Source organism: Yersinia alsatica, from assembly GCF_025133195.1.
GTDB classification, from domain to species: domain Bacteria; phylum Pseudomonadota; class Gammaproteobacteria; order Enterobacterales; family Enterobacteriaceae; genus Yersinia; species Yersinia alsatica.
This window is the reverse complement of record NZ_CP104006.1, coordinates 2,907,111-2,929,368: the sequence shown is the minus strand read 5'-3', so window position 1 is coordinate 2,929,368 and position 22,258 is coordinate 2,907,111. Positions and strand designations below refer to the sequence as shown.

The following is a 22,258-nucleotide window of genomic DNA, read 5'->3' as shown; positions in this document are numbered from 1 at the left end:
CCGGGCTCAATAGAACCCGGATTATTAATATCAGCCGCAATTATTTTGCAGTTGTTGCCGCCGCTGTTGCGGGTTGAGGCTCAACTTGTGGCTGTGCTTTTTCTTTATGCGCTAAATCCAATGCGATATGCACGGTTTCATCCAGATAAGGGTCCGGCTCCTGATAGTCTTTTGGCAAATCTTCCAATGACTTCAGTGGCTTTTTACCTTCACGTTTGAAGCGCTCATTTAAGCGATTCAGGCGTGTGGCATCATCATCATGGTTCTCTTTCTCGCGCTGAGCGTAATTAAGAGAGACAATGTTTTTCTTATCTTTCAGTGCTTTATAGCGTTCAATATCTTGCTGAATATGCTGGAACTCAGGATCAGCAGCGATACGCGCCGCATGAATTTTAAGTAACTCTGGCTCCAACGGTTTCAGATCACCCGTCTTGGTATAGCTGGCAGCATTGATGCTGTCCCACGGCAAGGCATTGTCTTCGAAGCTTTCACCCGTTTCCGCCGGATCAACACCTGTTGGCATCACGATATCCGGAGTAACACCTTTGCGCTGAGTACTGCCGCCATCTACCCGGTAGAATTTCTGGATAGTGTATTGCAGTGAACCCAAGGCCGGCCATTCAGGGCGCAGCATCTGATCGTAAATACGATTCAGTGAACGATACTGTTGCACTGTACCTTTACCAAAGGTCGGCTCACCGACAATCAGTGCACGGCCATAATCCTGCATTGCCGCAGCAAAGATTTCGGAAGCAGAGGCACTGTAGCGGTCAACCAATACCACCAGCGGGCCTTTGTAGTACACCACGCCGTCAGTATCACTGTCTTCGCGTACTTTGCCATTGTTATCCCGAACCTGGACCACTGGACCACTCGGAATAAACAGACCAGACAGAGAGACGGCTTCTGTCAGTGCGCCACCGCCATTGCTACGCAAGTCGATGATAATGCTGCTGACATTTTGTTTTTCCAGCTTCTGTAGTTGCACCTTAACGTCTTCAGTCAGGCCAACATAGAAACCCGGAATATCCAATACCCCGACACGCTCTTTGCCGATAGTTTTCACCGACATTTTCACTGCACGGTCTTCTAAACGAATACGTTCGCGAGTTAGTGTCACAGTGCGAGGTTTCGTCCCTTTACCCGCAGGTAAAATCTCCAAACGCACTTTACTGCCCTTCGGCCCTTTGATTAGCGCGACGACGTCGTCAAGACGCCAGCCAATCACATCGACCATCGGTTTACCCGTTTGACCAACGCCGATCACTCGATCACCTACCGCGATAGTTTTACTTTTCGCCGCTGGGCCGCCTGGAACCATAGAGTTGATTAACGTGTAATCATCATCCATTTGCAGGACTGCGCCGATACCTTCCAGAGACAAGCTCATCTCGGTATTGAACTGTTCAGTATTACGTGGCGAGAGGTAATTGGTATGGGGGTCGATTTCGTGAGCAAACGCATTCATGATCAACTGGAAGACGTCTTCGCTATTACTTTGCGTCAAACGCTTAATGGCTGCCTGATAGCGTTTCGTCAGCGTTTCTTTGATCTCTTTATCCGTTTTACCGGTTAATTTCAAATTAAGCTGATCATATTTAACTTTAGCGTCCCAAAGCTTATTCAGCTCGGCTTCGCTGGTCGGCCACGGGGCTTTGCTGCGATCAATATCAATGGTGTCATTACCGGTAAAGACCATTGGCCGATCCAACACTGACAATGCATATTGATAGCGTTCAAAACGACGTTTTTGCGCCAAATTGAACAACGCATACGGCGTATCTAGCTGACCTGATTTTAACTCATCGTCCAGCGAATGTTTTTTATCCGCGAACTGTGCCACATCTGATGCCAACAACACGTTATGGCTGTAATCCAGCATGTTGAGGAAGCGATCAAATATCTTGGCTGAAAACTGATCGTCCAATGCAAATTGACGATAGTGAGAGCGAGTGAAGCGCGATGTTACGCGCTCACTCACGGTTGCATGCTCTGGTTCCTGGTGCAGTTGAGGAAGTTGATCGATGCGATAAGTTGTATCGGCCGCGTAACTCGCCCCCGCCAGTAACAAGCCTGCGATTGCTGTTAGTCTGACAAAATTGTTCATGCCTAGGTTGGCCTCCGTATCAGAACTGCAAGTGTTCTGCGCGCACAATCATCGCCAGACCGGAAGATAGCTGCACCCGTACGCCATCTTTAGCGATTTCTAATACGGTTGCGTCCATCGCACTCTTACCTGCTCTGACTTTGATTTCTTGACCAATTTGCAGTTTAGAGATATCTGTGACCGGCACAGGGCGTGGCTGGTTTTCCTCAGCCTGTGGACGAGGTGGCCGAGCTTGTTGCGGGCGAGGTGACTGACGAGGCTTGCGGTTTTCCACAGGGGCACCCGCTTCACGACGCGGCGCAGGTTTTTTACCTGCCGGACGTGGGCGACGTGGCTCTGGGGTTTCACCCGCAGCAATGGCAGCTTCGCGCTTTTTAGCTTGTTGTTCAGCACGTTGTGCTTGAACACGGGCTTTCGCCTCTTCCAGCTGTTTGCGGGCATGTTCGACATGTTGCTCTTCCAGCACACCACAAGGGTTGCCATCCAAATCAACACGTTCAGCACCGACTTTGACCCCATAAAGATAACGCCAGCTTGAGGTGTAGAGACGCAGCGCAGAACGCAATTGCGTTTTGCTTAAATTCTCTTCCCCCTGAACACGTTCGACCAGATCTTGAAAAATACCGATCTTCAGTGGACGTGCTTCGCCCTCGGCGGTGAAGCAAAGCGGGAACCGCTCAGCCAAAAAGGCTATGACTTCTTTACTACTGTTCAACTTAGGTTGATTTTCCATGAAATTTCCTGATTACAACGGGTTTGCCAACCAGCGCAGGCATGAACAGGCGTCATTATAATGACGCCATCAGCAATTGCCACGTTATCCGTATATCAACTTGCAGTCTGTGTGACATATTTTGAACTGTCACATAGCTCCAGATGCTCGCAAAGCCCCGCCACGACTGAGGTTAAGCCCAATTCGTCGTCTTCATCAAAGCGATCATAAACTATGCTGTCGATATCCAAAACGCCGATAACTTTCCCCTGAACTGTGATTGGCAGCACAATTTCAGCATTACTGGCGGCGTCGCAGGCGATATGACCGGGGAATGCATGCACATCACCGACTCGCTGAACGCGGTTTTCTGCGACCGCAGTTCCACATACGCCTTTCCCGACCGGAATACGCACGCAGGCGATTTTCCCCTGAAAAGGACCCAACACCAGTTGCTTACCATCAAGCAAGTAAAATCCAGCCCAATTTAAACCATCAAGGCGTTCATAAAGTAAGGCGCTGGCATTAGCCAATGTAGCGATGAAATTGGTTTCACCGGCAATCAGGGCACTCAAATCACGTTTTAATTCCGCGTAGAATTCTGCTTTTTTCATGTAATGACCGTTAGAAACCTAAGAATAGCCAGAGGCAATAGTTATGCGTAGCTTATATAAAATAATCATTAAATGCTCTTGGCTACAAGGTTATTCCGCGCTAATGAAGCAAAAGAGTTATCAACATTGTCAGTTTGACCCTTTTTGCCCCTTGTTTTGAGTGATTGCTCTGCTACCATCCGCGCTATTATTTATAAACCGGTGTCGGTGTCAGGGTTTTACATAATGAAGATACATGCCATTCAACGCCCTTTATCCACGGCACGAGTTCAACGCTGCTGCCAGTGTGATGCGTTATTTAGTTTGCCGCCCCTCAATGGCCAGCAAACCGCGTATTGCCCACGTTGCAGTGCGAAAATTACCAGCGGGCGCGATTGGTCTCTAACTCGGCTGACCGCAATAGCTGTCGCCATGCTGTTACTGATGCCATTCGCTTTTACCGAGCCGCTGATTACTATCCGCCTACTTGGTACGCGCATTGATGCCAGTTTGCTGGAAGGGATCTGGCAAATGAGTCGCCAGGGTGACCCTATCACTGCCAGCATGGTGGCATTCTGTATTCTGGGTGCGCCCATTACACTAACCATCTCTATTCTCTATCTACGCATCGGCAGCCGGATTGGCATGAATCTGCGCCCAATATTGCTGATGCTGGAGCGCTTAAAAGAGTGGGTCATGCTGGATATCTATCTTATCGGCATGGTAGTGGCCTGTATAAAAGTCAAAGAATATGCCGATGTCATGCCGGGTACTGGATTGATCGCATACCTGACACTCACCTTGCTCAGCATTTTGGCGCTGGTGCACCTGAATCTGGAACAGTTGTGGGAGCGGTTTTATCCGCAAGAGCAGACTCCCGGCCCAAGAGAAACACTGCGAGTTTGCCTGTCTTGCCAATATACCGGGCATCCTGATGCTTTGGGGCGCTGCCCGCGTTGCCATACCCCATTGCGCCACCGCCGGCGTCATAGCATCCAAAAAACCTGGGCGGCGCTCATTGCCTCTATTATATTGTTGCTTCCCGCCAACTTACTGCCGATATCAATTGTTTATGCTAACGGCACGCGCATGGAGGATACTATTTTCTCTGGTGTGGTCTCCTTGGCTTCCTCGGGTAATTTACCAATAGCCGCCGTGGTATTTATCGCCAGCGTGTTGGTGCCATTTACTAAAGTCATTGTCTTGATAACATTGCTGCTCAGTATCCATCTAAAGACCCAGCACAGTCTGAAAACCCGCATGCGGTTGCTGCGGTTGATTACCTGGATTGGCCGTTGGTCGATGCTGGACCTCTTTGTTATTGCGCTAATGATGTCGCTGATTAATCGTGATCAGCTCCTTTCTTTCACTATGGGGCCAGCAGCCTTCTATTTTGGGTCTGCGGTTATTTTGACTATCCTTGCTGTTGAATGGCTGGATAGCCGATTGATTTGGGATGCACATGCAACAGGAAACGCCGAGTACACCGACTGAGGCACAAATTAAACATAAACGCCGGATATCGCCTTTCTGGTTGCTGCCTTTTATCGCCCTGCTGATTGCCGGGTGGCTGGTTTATAACAATTGGCAAGAGCGCGGCACCGAGGTGACGATTGATTTTCAATCTGCCGCCGGGATTGTCGCTGGGCGAACGCCGATTCGTTATCAAGGTGTTGAAGTCGGGATGGTGCAATCCATCAGTCTGGATGATGACCTGCGTAATATTAAAGTTGTCGCCAGTATCAAAAATGATATGGAAGATTCACTGCGTGAAGGCACTCAGTTCTGGTTGGTGACCCCAAAAGCCTCATTAGCCGGGGTTTCCGGGCTGGATGCATTGGTCGGAGGCAACTATATCGGCATGATGCCGGGCGAAGGCAAACCTCAGAACCACTTTACCGCGCTGGATACCCAGCCCAAATTTCGCATGAATACCGGCGAATTAATGATTCATTTACATGCGCCGGATCTGGGTTCCCTGAATAACGGCTCACTGGTTTATTACCGTAAAATCCCGGTGGGGAAAGTCTATGATTACAATATTGCGCCTGATAATAACGGCGTAGTTATTGACGTGTTGATTGACCGACGCTTTGCCAAGCTGGTTAAAAATGATACCCGCTTCTGGAATGTCTCTGGTTTCAAAGGTGATTTCAGCCTGAGTGGCGCGTCGGTGCAAATGGAAAGTCTGGCCGCATTGGTTAACGGCGCGATTGCTTTTGATTCACCACCCAACAGTCAAAATGCAAAGCCAGACCAGCCTTTCCAGCTCTATTCTGATCTGGCACATAGCCAGCGTGGCGTGGCGATCACCTTGGACCTTCCTAATGGAAATAACCTGAGTGAAGGCCGCACCCCACTGATTTATCAAGGGTTACAAGTAGGTACCTTGACTAAAATGACACTCCAGCCGGACAGTAAAGTGACTGGCGAGCTCACCATTGATCCATCAGTGGTCGATTTAATGCGTACCGGTACTCGCATTGAAATGAATAGCCCACGAATTAGTCTTAATAATGCCAACCTGAGTGAGCTTTTGACTGGCAATACATTGGAGCTCATCCCCGGAGAAGGTGAACCACAACAGCGTTTTACCGTCCTGCCCAGCAGCAAAAGTCTGTTACAGCAACCCAATGTGCTGGAAGTACAATTAACCGCGCCACAAAGCTATGGCATTGATGTTGGCCAGCCTATCTCATTGCATGGCGTAAAGATTGGTCAGGTATTAACCCGCGAGTTATCCGCCAATGGCGTAAACTTCACTGCGGCAATTGAAGCGAAATACCGGAATTTAGTGCACAAAGACAGCAAGTTCGTGGTGAATAGCCGCATTGACGTCAAACTCGGTATTGACGGGATTGAAGTGCAAGGTGCCAGTGCGCAAGAGTGGGTTGATGGCGGCATTCTGATTCTACCGGGCAGTAAAGGTGAACCGCTGGGTAAATATCCGCTATATAGCAGTGTGGAAAAAGCCACTGACGGAATTTTAGGTAACGGCCCAGCCACCACATTAACACTCACCGCCAGCAGCTTGCCTGATGTCCAAGCGGGCTCCGTAGTGTTGTATCGCAAGTTTCAGGTTGGTGAAATTACCCGCGTCAGGCCGAAAGCCAATGAGTTTGAGGTGGATGTTTATATCCAGCCAGAATACCGCAACCTGCTCACTGATAAGAGTATTTTCTGGGCCGAAGGCGGGGCGAAAGTACAGCTGAACGGCAGTGGTCTGACTGTACAAGCCTCGCCACTCAATCGGGCACTAAAAGGGGCTATCAGCTTTGATAACCTTGAAGGGGTTACGCTAGATAAAGGGGCCAAACGAACACTTTATGGCAATGAAACCGCCGCTCGCGCTGTGGGTAGCCAGATTATCTTGCGCACTTTTGATGCCAGCAAACTGGCAACAGGCATGCCAATTCGCTATCTGGGTATCAATATTGGTCAAGTTGAATCTCTCAAATTGGCACCAGAGCGCAATGAAGTGTTAGCCAAAGCCGTGCTCTATCCTGAATATGTGCAGAGTTTTGCCCGGGCAGGAACTCGCTTCTCAATTGTTTCACCGGAGATTTCCGCCGCAGGGGTGAACAACCTCGATACGCTGTTCCAGCCCTACATTAATGTAGAGCCGGGTAAAGGCGGGATATTGCGCAGCTTTGAGCTACAAACCGCAACGATTACTGATTCTCGTTATCTTGATGGCCTGAGCATTATTCTTGATACTGCGGAAGCTGGATCGTTACAAGTTGGCACTCCGGTGCTGTTCCGTGGGCTTGAGGTCGGTACCGTCACTGGATTCAATCTGGGGGCCATGTCTGACCGAGTGCAAGTCTCGCTCCGTATCAGTCAGAAATTCCAGCAATTAGTCCGGCAGAATACAGTGTTCTGGCTGGCATCAGGCTATAACCTCGAATTCGGTCTGACTGGCGGCGTAGTGAAAAGCGGCACCTTCCAGCAATTTATTCGCGGCGGTATTGCTTTTGCTACCCCACCGACCACCCCACTGGCCCCGAAAGCCAATATAAATCAGCATTTCTTACTGAATGCCGAAGAGCCGAAAGACTGGCGTAACTGGGGCACGGCAATACCGCGCTTCTAGTTAATATTGTTCCTCAGGGTGGCCCGTCATGGGTTGCCCTGAGAATCATTACGGCAAACATCTAGTACACATTGCCGCAACCAACGATGGGCAGGATCGGCATCCATTCGTGGGTGCCATAGCATAGAGATAGTAATGGATGGCGAAGTTATCGGCAGTGGGAAGCTAAACATGCCGCGACGCAAATTCAGCGTGTGTTGTGCCGGGACGGTGGCAACTAAGTCGGAATCTTTCACCAAAGCCAGCGCAGTTGAAATGCTATCAACGTAAGTGACCCTATTTCTTTCCAGCCCCAATAATTGCAAAGCATCATCCATCGGCCCTTTATGGCCCTGACGCCGCGAAATAATAATATGCCGCTGAGCGGCATAGCGACCAGGCGTTATCTCCCCCTCGGTTAAGGGATGCCCCGCCCTGACCACACCAATAAAACCATCACGAAACAGCGCTCGCGTGCGCAATTCTGGGCTGGCCGCAGAACCGACTACCCCGGTTTCCAGATCGACACTACCATCACGGAGTAACAGGCTGTCTTTATTAAGTTTTTGCATAAAACGCAACTGCACGCCCGCTGCGTCCTGGCTGATTCGTGTTAATAGTGCCGCGCCAAAATTTTCAACAAAACCATCGCTGGTTCGCAAGGTGAAAACTCGGGTCAATTGAGCCAGATCCAGTTTCTCCGCAGGGCGCAAAACAGATGTTGCATCCTGTACTAATTGGCTGACCTGTTCACGTAATTCAAGCGCTCTTGGTGTAGGAACCAATGCCCTCCCTGCCCGCACCAGCAAGGGATCGCCCGTCGTCTTACGTAATCTTGCCAGCGCCCGGCTCATTGCTGATGGGCTCAGTCCCAATCGTTGCGCGGCCCCCACCACACTGCCTTCCGCCAGCAGGACATTGAGTGTGAATAATAAGTTGAGATCAGGTTTTGTCATGTTCTGACTCTAGCACAGGATTATGACATGGCGTTAGATGCATGAATAAACTGCATTCAGTGCGTCTTCCGCCTTATGAAGCAATGCCATAGTCTCCTGTTAATGTCTTTCAGGAGTGCCTCATAAATGAAAATTGATACTAACAGCACCAATTTATACCGTTCTGACAACAGCAGTCTGCGGCAAAAAATGATCAGCCTCTCACTACCGATGTTGCTTTCGTCACTCGCCACCAGCATTGCTAATGTTGGATTACCCACCCTGACACAAGCTTTCAGTGCCTCTTTTCAAGAGGTGCAATGGGTGGTTTTAGCCTATTTACTGGCAGTGACCACATCGGCTATCAGTATTGGTCGCCTTGGGGATATCACCGACAAACGCCAACTGCTAAAAAGCGGAATTGGTTTGTTTGCTTTGGCCTCCCTAGGGTGCGCATTTGCGCCGACTATCGGGATATTGATCGCCGCTCGTGTCTTACAAGGGTTGGGGGCTGCAGCCATGATGACTCTGACTCTGGCACTGGTGAGTGAGACGATAGAACAAGGAAAAACAGGGCGAGCTATGGGGCTGCTCGGCACTGTATCCGCTATCGGTACGGCACTTGGCCCTTCGCTCGGCGGCATACTAATCTCCCGATTTGGTTGGTCAGCTATATTCCTGATAAATATACCTTTAGCGCTATTAGCTCTGTGGTTAGTATCGCGCTATCTACCTAAAATCGTTACACTGTCACCTCAATCCCCGTCAGGATTTGACCCTCTCGGAATGCTGCTATTGGGACTAATCCTTGCACTGTATGCCCTCGCCATGACCTTGGGACAGGGTATCTTCAGCGCCTTCAATTTTATCTTACTCGGGGGAGCCATTGCCGGCCTTGGATTATTTTTCTGGGTAGAAAAGAGCGCTAAATTTCCCTTAATTCACATTTCGATGTTGCGCCGTCCTGTGTTGCGTAATGGGTTAATCATGAGCGCATTAGTCACCACCATCATGATGGCGACCCTTATTGTTGGGCCATTTTATCTTTCATCGGCACTCGGTCTGCCTGCGCAATGGGTCGGATTAGCCCTGTCTGTTGGCCCGATAATCGCGGCGCTAAGCGGTATTCCGGCGGGTTATTGGGTGGATAAACTGGGCGCTAACACTATGGTTACTGTCGGGCTGGCGGGAATCACCGCCGGTACCATGGTACTGCCCATAATCACACCTACTGCGGGGGTTTTCGGTTATGTTGTACCTGTCTGCCTAATTACTGCAGGTTATGCCATTTTTCAAACTGCCAACAACACGCTATTAATTAAATCTGTTGGCGTCGATCAGCGCGGTGTGACTGCTGGCATGCTGAATCTTTCCCGCAACCTGGGTCTGATTACTGGCGCATCGGTTATGGGGGCCGTTTTCTTCTCCGCCTCAGCCTCACAAAACACCGCGTTAGCCACAGCCGCAGATATCACTCGCGGCATGCAGCTGACTTATCGGGTGGCCGCGCTATTAGCGCTAATCGCCTTAGGAATAGCTGCAATTCATTTGAAAAATAAATCTTACCAATAATGATTCCTCAGTGAGAAATGACGGTCATTCATTATTTTGCTGAATGGATTCACATTAAAGATTTCAGCCCATAAACATCAATTTATCTTTAATGTAGGCACTGGCCCTCTCTGATTATTTTCCACCGCGCCGTAGCAATAAATCAGAAATATGAGATGGATAAGTGATTTTTTGCTTAATATTGGACACTTTCTGAATCTTGCTGCTATTAATTAAATATCTAGAATTTTTAATGATTACTGTCATAAACATCGGTTGCGCTACGTTATTGGCTCAACCTCTTTCTAGATTACCTGGTTGCAAATTATATGATTAAGGAAGAAACAATGAAGAAAACCTTACTTATTATAGGTACACTGGCTTTATTACCCGCTGCTCCACCAGCAGAAAGTGCAGGTACGGTAACTGGGACGTTAGGGGCCACATTAACCATTATTACGGGCTGTTATATTAATGATGGCACCGCCCCGGGTGGGTTGACGAATTTAGGTACCATAAACTTCGGTACGGTATCTACCTTGAATACCGAGATAAAAGTGCCCTACAGCAGCACATCCGGTGGCACGTTGAATTTATACTGTAGTACCGGAACTAACTACAGTATTGCCATAGACAATGGCTTACATGCTTCAGGTAATCAGCGCCGTTTGGCTGGCGGAACTGCAGAGTTTGTCACCTATAACTTGTATAAAGACTCCGCGTATGGCCAAGCATGGGGAACAACAGGTTCCGGTCTTCTCACTGGCACGGCAAGCACCATCGCCACGGCCATCCCACTCACGGTTTATAGCCAAGTTCCAATACAGACCACCCCCAGCGTCAGCACCTATACCGACACAGTCAACGTGACTGTTAGTTGGTAGTGGGTATGATTCAGAATATTACGCTGGATAACTCGCTGATAACATTCTATAAAATAGCTTTTTTATGGCTATCCAGCGCGCTGTTATTACTGCAAGTTTATCCGGCTCATGCCGATATAAAAACCGCCAATATCACCGTTAGCGCCACCTTATTGCCAACCTGCATTGCAGGTACCGTTGTTGGTGGTGCCACAAGTTTTGGCACCCTAAATTTTGGTTCTGCCACCATGCTGAACACACCGATTGCCGTGACCGGACAGGCCAATACCGGCGCAATTTCGGTGCAGTGTAGCAAAAGTACCAGCTTTACCGTGTTACTCAGTGCCGGGCAAAGCGGTAGCGTCAATAGCCGTTATTTGGCCAGTGGCACAACCAGCCAGCATGTGAATTACAACCTGTATACCGACGCCGCACATAGCCATATTTGGGATAATACCGTGGGGGTTTCACAAGTCGCGACAGGACAGCCCGTCACCCTTCCCGTCTATGGATTAATACCCATACAAAGTACACCGCCCGTTGGCATCTACACCGATACCGTGCAAGTCACGGTCAATTGGTAGGGAGGGACTATGGCGCATCACGGTTGCTATCCCACCTTGCTTCAATTGCTGGTACTTGCCCTGCTGGGCCTGCCCGGGGCAAGCAGTTATGGGGATACATTGACTAGCCCATTTGCGGTTAAAGCCACCATTTTATCCGGCTGTATTTTGGGCAGTGGCACTGTAGATAGCAGCAGTTTTGGCACGCTGAGCTTTGGTAATGTGTCTTCACTCTCCACGGCGATTAATATCGTCTCCAGCCAGAATGCCGGTTCAATTATTGTTCAATGCAGCGGGACTCCCAGCCTCACTTTGGCACTCAATAGCGGCGCCAACACTTCGGGCAATATCGCCTCCGGCAGACGACTACTCAACAGTGCTACCGGCGAGTATCTGTTTTATCAAGTATTTCAAGATAGCGCCCGCAGTGTTATCTGGGGCAATGGCAGCAACGGGGGAGCGACGCAAATGATTACCGCCAATAGCACGGTGCAACAAATCATTTTATACGCGCAATTATTTGCCAGCAGCACGCTACCCACCGCGGGGAATTACACAGACACACTTTTAGTCACTGTCAGCTATTAAGCGACCATTTATTTAATGTGGGTACTTTATCGACAAGGAGTTCACTATGACGAAATTAACATCACTCTCATCGATGGTTGTACTGGCAACAGCAGTCACCAGTGGCTCAGTTTATGCCGCGTCCTCGGTACTGATTTGGCCGATTGATCCGGTGATCAATAGCCATGAAAAAGCCACCGCTTTGTGGCTGGAGAATAGAGACAGTCAGCCAGTTTATATGCAAGTGCGGGTATTAGGCTGGCAGCAAAAAGAGGGGCAGGAAGATTACAGTAGCCAAACAGCCGTGCTTGCCAGCCCGCCGGTTGCCACTATTTTACCGGGTAAACGCCAACTGGTGCGTCTGATTAAAAATACCCAAGTCCCGGCGGGCCAAGAGCAGGCATTCCGGGTACTGATTGATGAAATTCCCCGCAAAGATCCTAATGACGATGCGCCGACCCCAGCCCTGAATATGGGGTTAAAGTTTCAAATGCGCTACTCCGTCCCACTGTTTATCTATGGTGAAGGTCTGAAATCTGAAGATGCCAATAACCCCACGACGTTTTTCCCACTCAACCTAAGCTACAAACTCGTTTCGGATGGCGGTAAACAGTGGCTGGCGATTCGCAATCAGGGCCAGACCCACGCGCGCATCTCTCGGGTCAGTTTGCAAAATAATGATATCAATAGTGGGTTGATGGGCTATGTGCTGCCGGGCAGTGAAATGCGTTTCCAGGTTCCGGCATCGGCCCGCACCGGGCAATTAACGGCATCGGTCAATAGCAATGCCAAACCTGTCGTTATTCCTCATCAATAGATTGTTCTTATCTAAGAATATCTATTGATTGATGCATCGCTAATGCATTGATAAACAGGAATATAAGGTTTGGGATGATGATCAAATTCAGGCTATCGCCAATTTTGACATTGATGTATGCCTCAATGATATCCCCCATATTAATGCCGCAAACGGCAAGGGGGGATGATTTGCCGCCTCCGCCCTCTGCCGCGGTGATGCCTGACGCCACCCTCTATCTGGAACTGGTGGTTAATGGCCGTAACTTCGGTGAGGCAGTACCGGTGGTCTTTCGCGGCGGGCATTATTATCTGACACCTGAGCAACTAAAAGCGGTGGGTTTACCGCTGCCTGAAGCAAATCTGCAGGAAGTTGCCATTGATGCGATGGATAAAGTCAAAGTCACCTATCAAGGCGACAGCCAGCAACTGCTCATTGATATCCCCAGCGAGTGGCTGCCGCAACAGCGGGTGAATACCGCCACGCCAACTGATTACAATTTAGCGCAAAGCAGTCTTGGCCTGTTATTCAATTACGATGTTTATGCCAGTCAGGGCAATAATAGTAGTCAACCCAGTAATCTCTCGGCCTGGACCGAGCAACGGCTCTTCGATCGCTTCGGTGTCATCAGTAATACCGGCGTATATCGTTCGACCCTGACAGACACCGCGGATGTCACCGTAGAGAAAGGATATGTCCGCTACGATACCCAGTGGCGGTCAAATGATGAAGATCATATGCTGAGCTACACGGCGGGTGACCTGATAACAGGCTCTCTGGCCTGGAGCAGTTCAGTGCGCCTTGGCGGGCTGCAATTATCACGCAATTTTGCCATACGCCCAGACTTAGTCACTTATCCACTCCCACAGTTTGCGGGTCAGGCCGCTATCCCCAGTACCGTAGACCTGTATATCAATAACTTTAGGACCCAATCGGCGACGGTTAATCCCGGGCCTTTTGTTATTGATAATGGCCCAAGAATCAATGGTGCGGGACAAGCCACTGTGGTTACCACTGATGCATTGGGGCGGCAAGTCAGTACATCGGTTCCCTTCTATGTCGCCAGTGATTTACTCAAGCCCGGCCTATGGGACTTCAGTGTTTCCAGCGGTATGCTACGCCAAAACTATGGCATTCAGTCTGCTGACTATGGCGATCCTGTCGCCACCGGAGTGCTCCGCTATGGCACGACACCTTGGTTAACGTTAGAGGGGCGAGCCGATATCGCCAAACAACTGAATGTTGCTGGCAGTGGCATCAGTTTACGCGCCGGAAATTACGGTGTGTTGAATGGTTCCTACAGTATCAGTCACGCAGGTAATGATATTTTAGGCAGCGGCATTGCACCAGAGCTGAATATTGATACTTCAGCAGCACCCTCCTCCCCACGATACGGCGGCAATGGTAATCAGTACTCATTCGGTTACAGCTATAGCAATGCTTTTTTCAGCCTGAATGCCCAGCGCATCACTCGCAGCCCTAACTACGGCGACTTGGCGAATTATAAGAGTGAATACCGACTCAGTAGGCGTACTGACCAGATCACTGGCAGTCTGGGGTTGGGAACTTATGGCTCTATCGGCTCCGGCTATTTTGATGTTCAGGATGCTTTAGGCGAGCGTACTCGGCTGGTCAACCTCAGTTACAGCAATACTGTCTTTGGCAATACCAGTTTTTATCTCTCAGTTAATCGGGAAATTGGCAGCAAAGGTTATAACGCGCAGATAGTGTTAAGTATTCCTCTCGGCGATTGGGGGGCTGGCAGTCTCAGCAGTATGCGTGATACCAATAACGTTTGGAGTCAAAGGGTCAATTATAGCCGAGCGACCCCAACCAACGGCGGGCTGGGTTGGAATCTGGCTTATGCCAATGGTAGCGGTGAAAGCAGTAGTTACCAGCAAGCCGACCTGACATGGCGGACGCGCGTCATGGAAAGTCGGGTCGGTGTCTATGGTAATGACAGCGACTACCGGACTTGGGGTGAAATGAGCGGTTCGCTGGTCATGATGAACCGAGGGATCTATGCCAGCAACACTATCAATGATGCTTTTGCACTAGTTTCAACCCATGGTTTCCGCCAAATCCCGGTCAGTTATGAAAATCAGCTCATTGGAGCCACCAATGACGATGGCTATTTATTAATTCCTAATGTCACTTCCTACTATCAGGCGAAATTCCAAATAGATCCTATGAGCTTGCCGGCTGATGTTTCCATGCCCGAAGTTGAACGCCAACTGGCAATCAGTGAACGCAGCGGTTATTTAATCGATTTCCCGATAGAGCAAATTACGGCTGCGACACTACATGTTGTTGATGAGTCAGGTAAAGATTTACCGAAAGGAAGTCCAATATTTGCCGCCGATGCGAAACCCGCCAGTTATGTCGGTTGGGACGGTATTGCATATATCGAACAAATTAAGCCACAAAATAAACTGAGAATAACCCGAGCGGATAATAGCGCTAATTGTTATGTGCAATTTGCGCTAAAAGCCAGCACCGGAATACAGAATATCGGCACAGTGACCTGCAAATGAGCGGCAACAAAATAACGGGAGAAAAAATGCGCCAGAATAAAATAAAAATACGCCCTAGCGGCTTCTTCTTGGCTATTAGCATTTTGCTGATATTAGTGATGGAATTGATAGCTCCAACTGCTCAGGCTGACTCCTGCACTTTTACTGCGGGTACCGTCACTTTACCACCCAGCTCTTCTGTGGCGGCAAATACCACAGCAGTGAATGCTCAAGGTGCCACGGCAATGGCCTGTAGTGGGCTTGGCGTGAGTTTATTATCCTCATATTCATTGTCAGCAACAATAGTCAGCACCACCAACAATCTCATGTTAAAAAATGCTGCGGGAGACCTTATTCCCTACTCTATTTACCGCACCGGTACTTTTAGCCCTGCTTTAGGCATCAACGGAATATTAGATTACAGTGGCGGAAATCTATTAGTAGTCGGTCTGGCGGGAATTAGCGCTAGCCTACCAATCTATATTCGAACCGGTAACAATGGTGCCATTAACGTGAATATCAGTGCCGGTACCTATACCGATGTTATTCATCTGGCCTGGAATTATAATATTTGTAAAGTCGCGGCTTTAGGTGCCTGCATCGGTGGTTATTGGACAGGAACAGGTACCGGAACCGATATATCCACTGTGACAGTCACCCTGGTGGTCAGTAAGAATTGCGCCATTAATAGTGCTCAAGATGTTAACTTCGGTAGTTTCGCTTTAGTGGGTCAGTTCAATCCGATCAGCCAGACGATTACCCTCACCTGCACCAAAGGCTCGACCTTTAATACTTATGTCACCACCGGTGATAACCCAGTGACTAATTGGCAGCAAATGAAACTGACATCTTCAACCGCCACCGATTATTTGCAATATCAGCTCTATCAAGGTGCCTCGGGCTCCACACTGTGGAATGCAACCTCCATGCTGCCCGGAACCGGCACTGGCACGCAACAGCAGGTTCCCTTTCATGCGGTGATTAACCCCAATCAGAATCAACGCACCCCAGGCAGCTATCAAGACAACGTGAGTCTGGTGTTGGTGTATTAAATGTAAGTTTTATCCGAAGGTGAAAATGAGCACATTTTAAAATTATTGTTTTCGCCTTATTTATTAATGTAGTAGAAATCAAAAAAAGATTTGTAGTTAAGAAAATTCCGATTGAGCTGTACTAAATCTGTCCCTGTTATACAATCTGCGGGCTTAAATAATAGCCGACAGAATTTTACCTAAGGAAAGCCGCGATTAAACAGGAGTGGACATCATGACTGATTATGATAATCGGGAAAAATCAGCTGACATTGCTCTGTTAAAAGAAATGAACAGCTTACGGGACATCATCGAGAATAACTCAGATTGGATCTGGGAAGTTGATGCTACTGGCTGTTACACCTTTTCATCGGCAAAATCTGTCGAGCTTTTGGGGCGTCGCCCTCATGAAGTGATCGGCAAAACCCCCTTTGATTTTATGCCCAAAGATGAAGCTAGTCGGGTGGGAAAGATATTCGCTGAGATTGTGGCTGCTCGTATCCCTTTCGCGGGTTTGCAAAACCGTAATATTCGCCCAGATGGTAGCGAAGTCTTGCTTGAAACCAGCGGTATCCCACTGTTTGACGATAATGGTGAATTCAAAGGCTATCGGGGTATTGACCGCAATCTGAGCAATTTACCTTATGATGCCGGTAGACGCTTATTTGAGCTCGAATCCATTTATTCTAATGCACCGGCGGGCCTGTGCTTCATTGACTCAACCCTGCGCTACCTGACGGTAAATGATTATCTTGCTGAATTATTGGGTAAAAACACAATAGAGATCAATGGCCGTAAAGTGGCTGATTTCTTACCCAGTATCGTCCCTATTGTACAAAGTGCCCTATTAAAAGCTTATTGCAGCGATAGCATCCCTGATGCTGAGTTTCAGATGCCAGATAAGAAGCGGGTCTTTTTCATGCGCATGAAAGCGGCTCGATATCCCAGTGGTCAAGTGAGCGGTTTGTCAGTTGCCATGATAGATATTACGCCGCTGAAAGAGATGGAAGAAAAGCTGCGCAGTAGCAAGCAGCATTACCGCAATATGGTCGAACTGAACCCACAAATTCCGTGGACGGCCTCCCCTGACGGGATGATCACCAATGTCAGTTCTCGCTTTGAAAAAATTACCGGCTTAACCCGTGAAGAAGCGCTGGCAGACAGATGGTTGCGCACCATTCATGCTGATGATCGCCATCCTACCCTGATAAGTTGGGAGCATTCCCTCCAAACTCAGGAACCTCTCGACGTTGAAATTCGCTTTTGTCATGTGGAAAAAGGCTGGAACTGGATGCGTATTCGCGCAGTTCCCAGTGTTGATGATCAGGGTAATGTGCAATGTTGGTATGGTACTGCCGAAGATATTCATGAACGCAAGCTATTGGAACTGAAACTGATTAAGGCCAATCGACGCCTGGAGATTCAAGCCAGAACCGACTCGCTGACTAAATTACCTAATCGTCGAGAGTTCAAAAAAGTGCTGGCCCATGAATTTATGCGGGCAAGGCGCTCAGGCTCCCCATTGGCGGTCTTAATGATTGATATCGATTATTTCAAGAATTTTAATGATTGCTATGGTCATATTTCGGGTGATGCCTGTCTGCGTCTGGTGGCCAGAGCATTACGTAAATCATTAAAACGCAGCACAGATATTGTGGCCCGCTATGGTGGTGAAGAGTTTGCCGCCATTCTGCCGGATACCGACCAGAAAGGAGCCAGTCTGGTGGCAGAGCATATTCTGCAATCTATCCGCGCCATGGGGATTAAGCATAGCGACAGTAAATTTCGCAAAGTGACCATCAGCCTTGGTGTGACCGTGTATCAAGCACACCAGCACAGCAGCATTACTGATCAGGCTGACCTGATGTTGACCGCAGATCAGGCACTGTATTACTCGAAGAAGAATGGGCGTAATCAATTTAATTTGGCCGAACTTCCTTACTAAGGACGTGATTTTTTTGCGGGCACCCTCTGGCGCTTTTTTTTAGCTCAGCTATTCTCAATAAGGCGACCAATCTGGTCACACCTCATACCACTACAGGTGGAAAGGAGTCTTTATGGGAAAAACGGTAGTAAAAATCCGAAACTTTGAAGTTGATGACGCCGTGTTATCCGCACCACTGGCAAAAGGTGAAAACACACTCAGTATCCCCTGCAAATCGGACCCTGACTTGTGTATGCAGCTAGATGGGTGGGATGAACAGACCAGTATTCCAGCGACACTCGATGGTAAAGACCGGCTGCTATATAAGAAACATTATGATAGACATCAGGATGCCTGGGTGATGAGGGTAACTTGATTGACCAATCAGAAGATCCGTCAGCCCATATATGAATAGATGAGTGACGGCTTCTTCTTTTACCATGCAGTTTTACCATTCGGAACTGCTGCCCAATCGGTGATAAATCAGAAGACCGATCAGCAAAAATCAGCTATCAGAACTTTTCCAACACTTTAAACTGCATGCAAATCAGCATCATGTCCGGGGAAAACATATCGTACTCCTCGAAAAAACGCTGTTGCGTTTTGCGCCAGTAAGCCAGCGTCCGATCGCCCTCACCTTCAGCCAAAGCATGCGCTTCATCAACTTGATCAAAGGTTTTCAGCTCAACGTCGGTTAACTCGACAGCACATACCGGCTCATTGCGGCCATTAACCACAACAAACACATCACCCGCTTGTGGGACGCCATCTTCATCTAATGCTGCACAAGTCGCGGTTTTAGTGCCATCCAGTACCAGCGCCAACACATCATCGGCGACTTGCTCAGTATCGCCAAAAGCCCAACGCTCGGCGTTTTCATATTTTTGTGGAATGGTAGCCATGGTTTCATTATTCCTATTCGTAATATTATTGATGCAGCGCATATTACACTTTATCGCTACGAACTAACTCTCGCATCAATATAAATTTTCGCTACTATAACTCAGGTTGCGGTAAACAAATAAACTCCGCAGAATTATTTCAAATCAAACAACAATATTCAGATAAAAATAGGGACCTCATGGTGACCAAGCGCTTACATACCAAGCATTGGAAAACGTTTTTGGTGTTACTTTGTATCTGTGGCGCATTAATGCTGCTACGGTGGGCATCAATGATTTTTGGCTGACCCTATCGCCGCTAGCGTTTATCTTTCGGCAAAAATAAACAGCCACACTTTGGGCAGACTAATGCCGTATTTTTATGCACTTTATCTGTGCTCTGCTCTGACGTCGCACCACAATCTGGGCACGTAATTTTCACTTTGGCACTGCTAACCCATTTTCTGACATTATCAAGAAATGACATATTCTTCCCGCCCCTCAGTTGTACAACCCCATTAGATTACGTTAATCGACAGCACTAAACCGTGGTGTGGTCAGCGTTACTCAGATTATCTGTACCGGATCAGATTTCGCTTACAGGAAAGAACCGGTTTTGCAGGAGACAATGGAAAGAAACAAGCGGAAAATGGAAAGATACGAGGGAAAACATTCACCACGCAGCATGGCTGGCATGCTTGGCGTAGTGAAATGGTAGGCAGGTTATTGGAAACCCTTGGTTGGGGATCAGTGATTCCATAATTCTTGGATCAACCCTCTGACCCGAACCTTGGAAGCACCGGCAACCAGGCTGATGATACGGTTAGCACTCAACGTAGAAACATCAGTATTCCATTCCTCAAAAGAGTGATCGGCGTAACTGTCGTTGAAAACCTTTTTTATCGAGGATTCAGCTTCGGACATCTCACTGAAACTCTTAGCGTTTATTAAGCACTGAGCAATGATTGAGACTTTTTTCATGTTTTATCCTTGATTATCGGTCGCATAGTGTAGCACAATTACTCCCTCTCTGATCATATGCTGGCTAAATTGTTTTCAATTCAAGCTAACAGATTGATAAAAATAAAGATTTATGATTCCCTTCTCCGCCACTATCCGCTTGAAGCATCACCAATTTCAATTAGTGCCGATACCCAGACCACTGCCAATCATCACCAAAACTTCTTAAAAAAAGCTCCATCATCACAAGCACGTAACACAAAATTCATTATTTATTCATTTACTGTGCGTTTTTTATTCAATTTGCGTGCTATATTGTAATTGCTCTGTCATGACCAAAAGTTCTACCCCAAGTAGGTAACCGAGGTGTCAAATGATCAGCAATATTTTTCTTTATTCACTTTTTATTATTTATATCACTGCCGCCCTCGTTGATGGGTCACTACCACTATTAGACATGATGTAACCCACCTAATATAAAGACTCAATTTAATGAGTTCACCACTCTCTGCTCCATTAAGAACCATATCGACGCTGCCACTGTTGATTTGACATGTGATACCAGCAATGCTGGCTAAGTGGACTCTCCGGGCTAACATTAGGATGAGGAAAACTCTCTGGCGCTCGCTCCATCCCAATTCGTGCCATCAATGCTTGTGAACGCAAATTAATTAATGCGGTAAATGAAACAATCTCAGCCAGATTTAATTGCTTAAAACCAACGTCTAAGGCCGCGAATGCCGCTTCGGTGGCCAATCCCTGCCCCCAACATGGATAAGCAAAGCGCCAGCCTATTTCGACACAAGGTGAAAAAGGTAATTCAGCTGTAGGGATATGCAATCCTAAAGTGCCGACAAATCCCCTGGATGCTTTGAGCTCAACCGCCCACATTCCCCACCCACGCTGGGCGATCAATCGCTGACAACGGTCAGCCATTGCATCACTTTCTTTGCGGGTTAACGTTGCAGGAAAAAACTCCATCACCCGTTTGTCAGCATTTAACGTGGCAAATGGGGCCTTGTCAGCAGGAACCCACTGCCGCAGCCGTAGACGTTCGGTTTCAACTTCAATCACTTGCTTCATTTACGGCTAATGTTGCGACAATGCACGCCATTGCTGTACTGAAGGTCGCTGCCATTGATAACTTGCATACTTGCGCAGAGACTCTGGCAGCGCATCACCACTAAGCGCTAGCCGGTTAAGCATGAGTGCTAAATCCGTATCTGCGATGCACCACTCGCTAAATAGGTTTTTTCTGCCATCGGAAAGTAAGCGCTCCAACCCCGAAATAAGCTTATTAGCTGACTGCTGAGCACTGTCAGACAGTGGCGGCAATCTCAGCCCGGCAAAAACCACCTCAGTAGGGCGCTCGGCACGAATAGGCATAAAATCACTGCGCAACCACGCCTGGACTTCACGTGCTTTAGCGCGTTCTTGTTTGTCCTGCGGATAAATTCGTGCATATTCCGGAGAAGAAAAACGCTCTTCTAGATATTCGGAAATTGCTGAAGATTCAGATAATTGAAAGTCATCAATAACCAATGTAGGCACCCGTCGAGTCACGGATAACAGGCCATAGGCTGCCTGTAAATTCTCACCCGCAGATAGATCGATGGGAGCCAATGAGAAAGGAAGCGCTTTTTCCGTCAGTGAAACAAACGCCGACATCACATAGGGGCTGAAAAAATTCGCATCACTATACAAAGTAATAGTTTGATAACTCATTGGGGCTCCACATGGTTATTATTGAGAAGATTAATCAGCCACTTGTTGGTCATCTAAAATCGTTAACAAGATGTCTGCATCCGGGGTCGTTATATGTTTCCCCTCAAGGAAGCCTGCCAGTTTGGCCTCGGCATTATGCTCGAACACTTCATAACCGGCGATGCGGTAGCCAGGGATGCCATCCTGTCCACGGATATATTCATCGCCATCAATATAGTAGCCAATGGTGCCGCTAGCATCTTCAATTTCATAACGTTTATCAAATGGAAACTGTTTCATCATATACCCTAAAACTCAACATACCGACATAATGCCAATTTATGACTATGTTAGGAAGAGGCAGACAGAATCTAAGCCTTCTTTTTAAGTATATAATAACACTGGTTTAGAAATGATAAAGATTGCCATGAGTCTCATGGCAATCTTTATTACTACTCATCAAACCTGTTCAAGATAACCGTATTA

At 48.0% G+C, this 22,258-nt stretch carries 22 protein-coding genes; 12 read left to right on the top strand and 10 right to left on the bottom strand.

The window, feature by feature from the left end; all coding sequences use genetic code 11:
* Positions 1-40 precede the first annotated feature (40 nt).
* The 3 genes from prc to msrC form a co-directional block, all read right to left on the bottom strand.
* On the bottom strand, positions 41-2,107 hold the full coding sequence (gene prc, locus N0H69_RS13030) for a carboxy terminal-processing peptidase (RefSeq protein ID WP_050109622.1): 2,067 nt from the start codon (positions 2,105-2,107) through the stop codon (positions 41-43).
* 19 nt (positions 2,108-2,126) lie between these two features.
* The gene (gene proQ / locus N0H69_RS13025; protein WP_004706516.1) at positions 2,127-2,840 is read right to left on the bottom strand and encodes an RNA chaperone ProQ; all 714 of its coding nucleotides are present in this window, start codon (positions 2,838-2,840) and stop codon (positions 2,127-2,129) included.
* Positions 2,841-2,935: 95 nt separating this feature from the next.
* Positions 2,936-3,433, bottom strand: a complete 498-nt coding sequence (gene msrC, locus N0H69_RS13020; protein WP_050109623.1) for a free L-methionine (R)-S-oxide reductase MsrC — start codon at positions 3,431-3,433, stop codon at positions 2,936-2,938.
* 225 nt (positions 3,434-3,658) lie between these two features.
* On the opposite strand from msrC, the gene yebS reads away from it, so the two are divergent.
* A complete protein-coding gene (gene yebS / locus N0H69_RS13015; RefSeq protein ID WP_050151124.1) occupies positions 3,659-4,906 on the top strand; it encodes a membrane integrity lipid transport subunit YebS in 1,248 nt (415 codons plus the stop codon).
* On the top strand, positions 4,875-7,505 hold the full coding sequence (locus tag N0H69_RS13010) for a PqiB family protein (protein WP_050151123.1): 2,631 nt from the start codon (positions 4,875-4,877) through the stop codon (positions 7,503-7,505). Before yebS ends, N0H69_RS13010 begins: the two co-directional genes overlap by 32 nt.
* Positions 7,506-7,531: 26 nt before the next feature.
* On the opposite strand, the gene N0H69_RS13005 is transcribed toward N0H69_RS13010, so the two are convergent.
* On the bottom strand, positions 7,532-8,440 hold the full coding sequence (locus N0H69_RS13005; protein ID WP_050151122.1) for a LysR family transcriptional regulator: 909 nt from the start codon (positions 8,438-8,440) through the stop codon (positions 7,532-7,534).
* 126 nt (positions 8,441-8,566) lie between these two features.
* Between N0H69_RS13005 and N0H69_RS13000 the strand changes: the two genes are divergently transcribed.
* From N0H69_RS13000 to N0H69_RS12960, 9 genes are all read left to right on the top strand, one after another.
* On the top strand, positions 8,567-9,991 hold the full coding sequence (locus N0H69_RS13000) for an MFS transporter (protein WP_050151121.1): 1,425 nt from the start codon (positions 8,567-8,569) through the stop codon (positions 9,989-9,991).
* A 326-nt stretch (positions 9,992-10,317) separates the two neighbouring features.
* The gene (locus N0H69_RS12995) at positions 10,318-10,854 is read left to right on the top strand and encodes a Csu type fimbrial protein (protein ID WP_050109628.1); all 537 of its coding nucleotides are present in this window, start codon (positions 10,318-10,320) and stop codon (positions 10,852-10,854) included.
* 5 nt (positions 10,855-10,859) lie between these two features.
* Complete coding sequence (locus tag N0H69_RS12990; RefSeq protein ID WP_050109629.1) at positions 10,860-11,417, top strand: Csu type fimbrial protein; 558 nt, start codon at positions 10,860-10,862, stop codon at positions 11,415-11,417.
* A 9-nt stretch (positions 11,418-11,426) separates the two neighbouring features.
* A complete protein-coding gene (locus tag N0H69_RS12985; protein ID WP_050151120.1) occupies positions 11,427-11,984 on the top strand; it encodes a Csu type fimbrial protein in 558 nt (185 codons plus the stop codon).
* 46 nt (positions 11,985-12,030) lie between these two features.
* Positions 12,031-12,780, top strand: coding sequence for a fimbrial biogenesis chaperone (locus tag N0H69_RS12980; RefSeq protein WP_050151119.1), 750 nt, complete (start codon positions 12,031-12,033; stop codon positions 12,778-12,780).
* Between the two features lie 74 nt (positions 12,781-12,854).
* Positions 12,855-15,293 (top strand): fimbria/pilus outer membrane usher protein, encoded by a 2,439-nt coding sequence (locus N0H69_RS12975; RefSeq protein WP_050151118.1) that lies wholly within the window; start codon positions 12,855-12,857, stop codon positions 15,291-15,293.
* Between the two features lie 26 nt (positions 15,294-15,319).
* Positions 15,320-16,324 carry a Csu type fimbrial protein gene (locus N0H69_RS12970; protein WP_050151254.1) on the top strand — a complete coding sequence of 335 codons (1,005 nt, stop codon included), beginning with the start codon at positions 15,320-15,322 and terminating at the stop codon, positions 16,322-16,324.
* 214 nt (positions 16,325-16,538) lie between these two features.
* Positions 16,539-18,248 (top strand): sensor domain-containing diguanylate cyclase, encoded by a 1,710-nt coding sequence (locus N0H69_RS12965; RefSeq protein ID WP_050109633.1) that lies wholly within the window; start codon positions 16,539-16,541, stop codon positions 18,246-18,248.
* Positions 18,249-18,360: 112 nt separating this feature from the next.
* Complete coding sequence (locus N0H69_RS12960; RefSeq protein WP_050109634.1) at positions 18,361-18,603, top strand: YebV family protein; 243 nt, start codon at positions 18,361-18,363, stop codon at positions 18,601-18,603.
* A gap of 136 nt (positions 18,604-18,739) precedes the next feature.
* Here the strand turns inward: N0H69_RS12960 and N0H69_RS12955 are convergent, their stop codons facing one another.
* Complete coding sequence (locus N0H69_RS12955) at positions 18,740-19,129, bottom strand: ASCH domain-containing protein (RefSeq protein WP_050109635.1); 390 nt, start codon at positions 19,127-19,129, stop codon at positions 18,740-18,742.
* Between the two features lie 179 nt (positions 19,130-19,308).
* Here N0H69_RS12955 and yniD point away from each other — a divergent pair, with 179 nt between their 5' ends.
* Entirely contained in the window at positions 19,309-19,416 is a 108-nt protein-coding gene (yniD, locus tag N0H69_RS12950) for a small membrane protein YniD (RefSeq protein ID WP_087818087.1), read from the top strand.
* Between the two features lie 11 nt (positions 19,417-19,427).
* On the opposite strand, the gene N0H69_RS12945 is transcribed toward yniD, so the two are convergent.
* The 5 genes from N0H69_RS12945 to N0H69_RS12925 form a co-directional block, all read right to left on the bottom strand.
* Positions 19,428-19,595, bottom strand: coding sequence for a YnfU family zinc-binding protein (locus tag N0H69_RS12945; RefSeq protein WP_004706500.1), 168 nt, complete (start codon positions 19,593-19,595; stop codon positions 19,428-19,430).
* A gap of 260 nt (positions 19,596-19,855) precedes the next feature.
* On the bottom strand, positions 19,856-20,089 hold the full coding sequence (locus N0H69_RS12940) for a hypothetical protein (protein WP_050109636.1): 234 nt from the start codon (positions 20,087-20,089) through the stop codon (positions 19,856-19,858).
* A 495-nt stretch (positions 20,090-20,584) separates the two neighbouring features.
* Positions 20,585-21,151, bottom strand: coding sequence for a GNAT family N-acetyltransferase (locus tag N0H69_RS12935; protein ID WP_050136355.1), 567 nt, complete (start codon positions 21,149-21,151; stop codon positions 20,585-20,587).
* Between the two features lie 6 nt (positions 21,152-21,157).
* Positions 21,158-21,793, bottom strand: coding sequence for a glutathione transferase (gene yfcF / locus N0H69_RS12930; protein ID WP_050136353.1), 636 nt, complete (start codon positions 21,791-21,793; stop codon positions 21,158-21,160).
* A gap of 30 nt (positions 21,794-21,823) precedes the next feature.
* On the bottom strand, positions 21,824-22,072 hold the full coding sequence (locus N0H69_RS12925; protein WP_050109640.1) for a hypothetical protein: 249 nt from the start codon (positions 22,070-22,072) through the stop codon (positions 21,824-21,826).
* Positions 22,073-22,258 lie beyond the last annotated feature (186 nt).